At 71.5% G+C, this 4,071-nt stretch carries 2 protein-coding genes; one reads left to right on the top strand and one right to left on the bottom strand.

Features of this window, described 5'->3' with window-relative positions:
* Window positions 1–141: AI-2E family transporter (locus AC1DY5_RS45050; protein ID WP_478120895.1), on the top strand; the 141-nt coding region annotated here is incomplete at its 5' end.
* Window positions 142–153: 12 nt separating this feature from the next.
* Here AC1DY5_RS45050 and AC1DY5_RS45045 read toward each other — a convergent pair.
* Window positions 154–4,071: GH36-type glycosyl hydrolase domain-containing protein (locus tag AC1DY5_RS45045; RefSeq protein ID WP_478120894.1), on the bottom strand; the 3,918-nt coding region annotated here is incomplete at its 5' end.

Genomic DNA, 4,071 nt, shown 5'->3' with positions numbered 1-4,071 from the left:
GTGTTCGTCGGCGTGATCTTCTGGGGCTGGCTGTGGGGCATCTGGGGCCTACTGCTGGGCATCCCGATCATGATGGTCGTGAAAGCGGTCTGCGACCACGTCGAAGACCTGCAGCCGATCGGGGAGCTGCTCGGGGATTGAGCCGGACGCTCGTCAGTTGATCTGCACGATCGCGCCGTCCGGCCACATCCGCCAGATGATCCATTCGCCGATCGCTGCCCGCTGCGTCGCGGGCTCGGCGCCCGCCTGTCCGTGGCGCAGCGTGAWGCGCTTCCCCGCCAGCCGCAGCCTGATCTCGAAGCCCGGCCAGTGCGCCGGTACCCGCGGCGTCAGCGCAAGCTGGTCGCCGCGCACCGACAGGCCCAGCAGCGTCTCGACCGCCGCCCGCTGCAGCCAGGCGGCCGAGCCCGTGTACCAGCTCCAGCCACCGCGTCCGGCGTAGGGCGCGGCACTGTAGACGTCGCCCGCCATCACGTAGGGCTCGATCTCGTAGGCCGGACCGCGCTCGGGATGATGGGCGCGGTGCGCCGGGCTCAGACCCTCGAAGGTCTGCCACGCGGCCTCGACGTCGCCGCGCAGCGCCTGCGCCATCAGCGCCCAGACCGCGGCGTGCGAATACTGGCCGCCGTTCTCGCGCACGCCGGGCGGGTAGGCCTGGATGTAGCCGGGGTTGTTGGGCGAGTGCGCGAGCGGCGGGTCCAGCAGCCGCATCAGGCCGTGCAGCGGGTCGTGCAGATGCTGCGCCATCGAGGCCAGCGCGGGGGCCGTGTGCAGGTCGTCCGAGGCGCCCGAGAGCACCGACCAGGCCTGCGCGATCAGGTCGATCGCGCATTCGTCGTTGAGCGATGAGCCGAGCGGCGCACCGTTGTCGAAGAAGGCGCGCCGGAACCAGGCGCCGTCCCAGCCGGCGGCGTGCAGCGCGGTGATCCATCCCTGCCGAGCGGCGAGCCAGCGCCTGGCGCGCTCGCCCTCGCCGCGCGCCAGGGCAAAGGGCGCGAAGCGCTCCACCACGCTGCACAGGAACCAGGCCAGCCAGACCGACTCGCCGCGTCCTTCGTGGCCGACCCGGTTCATGCCGTCGTTCCAGTCGCCGGTGCCCATCAGCGGCAGCCCGTGCAGGCCGGTCGCCAGGCTCTTGTCGATGGCGCGGGCGCCATGTTCGTAGACGCTCGCCGTCTGCTCGCTGGTGCGGGGCGCGTAATAGGCGTCCTCGGCGCCGTCGGGGATCGCGGGGCCGTCGAGGAAGGGCACGCGTTCGTCGAGCACCGAGCGGTCGGCGCTGACCTCCACGTAGTGGGCCGCGGCATAGGGCAGCCACAGCAGGTCGTCCGAGAAATGGGTGCGCACCCCGGCACCGCCCGGCATGTGCCACCAGTGCTGGACGTCGCCTTCGGGGAACTGCCGTGCCGCATTGACGAGGATCTGCTCGCGCAGGCGCGCCGGGTCGGTCAGCGCGAAGGCCATCGCGTCCTGCAGCTGGTCGCGGAAGCCAAAGGCGCCGCCGGCCTGGTAAAAGCCGGCCTTGGCCCAGAGGCGGCAGGACAGGGTCTGGTACATCAACCATCGGTTGACCATGGCGTCGAACAGCGGATCGGGCGTGCGCACCTGCAGGCGGCCCAGCAATTCGTCCCAGAAGCCGCGCGCCTGCGCCAGGGCTTCTTCGACGTTGCGTTGCTGCCAGCGGCGTGCCATCTGCAAGGCCGCTTCGGCGTCGTCGGCGTGGCCCAGCATGAAGCAGAAGCCGGCGCTCGCCCCGGCCGCCAGGCTGAATTCGCCGGCCACGGCCGCGCAGGCATCGAGGCCGCTGCCTGCGCGCCCGCCCAGGCTGTCGGGCAGCTCGATGCCGCCGCGGCCGGCGAAGAACTCGCTGCGCTCGCAGGTCCATTGCGTCGCGCCGCCGAGGCCGGCAATGGCGACGAAGCCGGTGCTGCCGCCGAAACCGGCGCTCGATTCGCGCTGCTGGCCGAACACCGCGGGCAGTTCCTCGGGCTTCCAGGTGTGGACCGTGCGGCGCTCGCCGCGTGCCGCACCCAATTGCCACTCGACCATGGCGACGGCACGCAGCCGGCGTGCACCGAAGCCTTCGTTGCGCACCTTCACCTGCACCAGCTTGATCCGCTCGTCGCGATCGGCGAAGAAGGTGGTTTCCAGCACCACGTTGCGGTGGAGGCATTCGAACACCGTGTAGCCCTGGCCATGCCGCACGCGGTGCCTGGCCGAGGCGTCGCCTCGGCCGGCCGGCGTCAGCGGCAGCAGTTCGCGCGAGTCGAGATCCTGCAGCAGGTAGTGCTCGAAGGCCGGGTCCTGCACCGGATCGTTCGACCAGGGTGTGACCTGGTGCAGCCGGCTGTTGGTGGCCCAGGTGTAGCCGGAGCCCGCTTCGGAGACCTGGAAGCCGAAGCCGGCGTTGGCGATGACGTTGACCCAGGGTCGCGCGGTGCGGCGATTGACGTCGACCTCGAAGCGGAACTCGCCGCTCTGGGCATCGAAGCTGCCCTGCGGCGCAGTCACCGTTTCGGCCGTGGGCGCCGGCGCCGGCAGCCTTGCGACCGCCACCTGCCGGATCGCAGCCGCGCCTTCGGGGGCGCCCGCCGGTTCGCGCAGTGCCGCCACCTGGGCCTCCAGCGTGCGTCCGTCGGCCGTGAAGACCGCCCGCGCGAGGCTCGACAGCGCCGCCTTCTCCGAGGCTGTCAGCTCGGCGTCGCGCAGCAGGTAGAAGCCGGCCGCATCGTTGCGCGGGAAGCTGTTCTGCGTCTGCTGCGCGACCCGGCTGCGCAGCGTCTCGATCTCGCGCTGCAGCGGCATCAGGTAGGAGTGGGGTTCGCTGTTGAGCACCACCAGGTCGCAGGCGACGCCGCCGAAGCCCCACCACGGCTGGGCTCTCAGCAGCGTGTCGACCAGCCCCTTGCCAGCCGTCGAGTGGATCGTGACCAGCACGATCGGCTTGTCGCCCGAGATGCCGAAGCGCCAGATCTGACGCAGGTCGATCAGGCCGCGGTCGCGCATCGTGCGCGGCGTGGTGTAGGTCAGGATGGTCGTGAGGTCCTGCAGCGCGAGGTTCTTCGCCGGGTCGATACTGAGGTCGCGCAGCCGCACCTGCGCCAGCGTCGCCGCCATGCGGGTCGCGCGCTCCACGTGCATCGGCTCCAGGTAGCGGTCGATGCAGGGCATCAGCGATTCGATGCTGTCGCCGGCGGCGGTCGCGAAGGTCACGCGAGCGCTGGCGCCGGGCGCGATCGACAGCGTCACGCGCAGGCAGGCGATCGGGTCGAGCCCGTTGACCGGCCGGCCATTGGCTGCCAGCGGCTGGGCATCGAGCGCCGGCTCGGCCAGTGTCCGGTTGCGGCCGATGAAGGCGCGCCGATCGGTCATGCAGGCGACGGCCAGCACCTGCGCATCGACCGCGGCGACGAAGTGCGCGGCGGCCACCGCCGGGTCGCCGTGCAGGCGCGGCTTGCGTGCCATCAGCAAGGCCCGCCAGCCCGGCTCCCAGCGGCTGTCGACGAACAGGTTAGCAAAGGCCGGATGGGCCTCGTCGGCCTTGGGATTCGACAGCACCGGTTCGAAGTACGAGATCAGCTCGAGCGTACGCGTCTCGCTGCCGGTGTTGTGCAGTTCGACCGTGCGCAGCTCGGTGTCGTCCTCCGGGCTGATGAGCACGGTGGTGCGCGCCTGCAGGCCCGGGCCGCTGGCTTCGAACTGCACCTGGTCGGCCAGGAAGCGCGCGCGATAGCGCCAGTCGGGGCCGGGTGCCGGCAGTGCGGTCAGCGAGGCCAGCGCGTGGGTCTGCGTGTCGCGCACATAGAAGAAGGTGCCGTAGCCGTCGCGCAGCGGATCGTCGCGCCAGCGGCTGACGTTGAACGAGCGCCAGCGGCTCACGCCGGTGCCGTTGGCGCGTAGCGCCACCGTGTAGCGGCCGTTCGACAGCAGGTGGGTCGGCTGGAAGCCGGCGCCGGTCGGGTCGACCGCGCGCGGCTGGAACACCGGCGCCGCCTCGCCGGTCGCCGGTTCGGGCGGCGTGCGGGGGTCGGCGCTGCCGATGATCTGCCGCGGCGTGCGCTCGTGCAGCAG

The sequence above is a fragment of the Variovorax sp. P4_D9 genome, from assembly GCF_056401695.1.
This window is presented reverse-complemented; position numbering and strand designations above follow the sequence as displayed.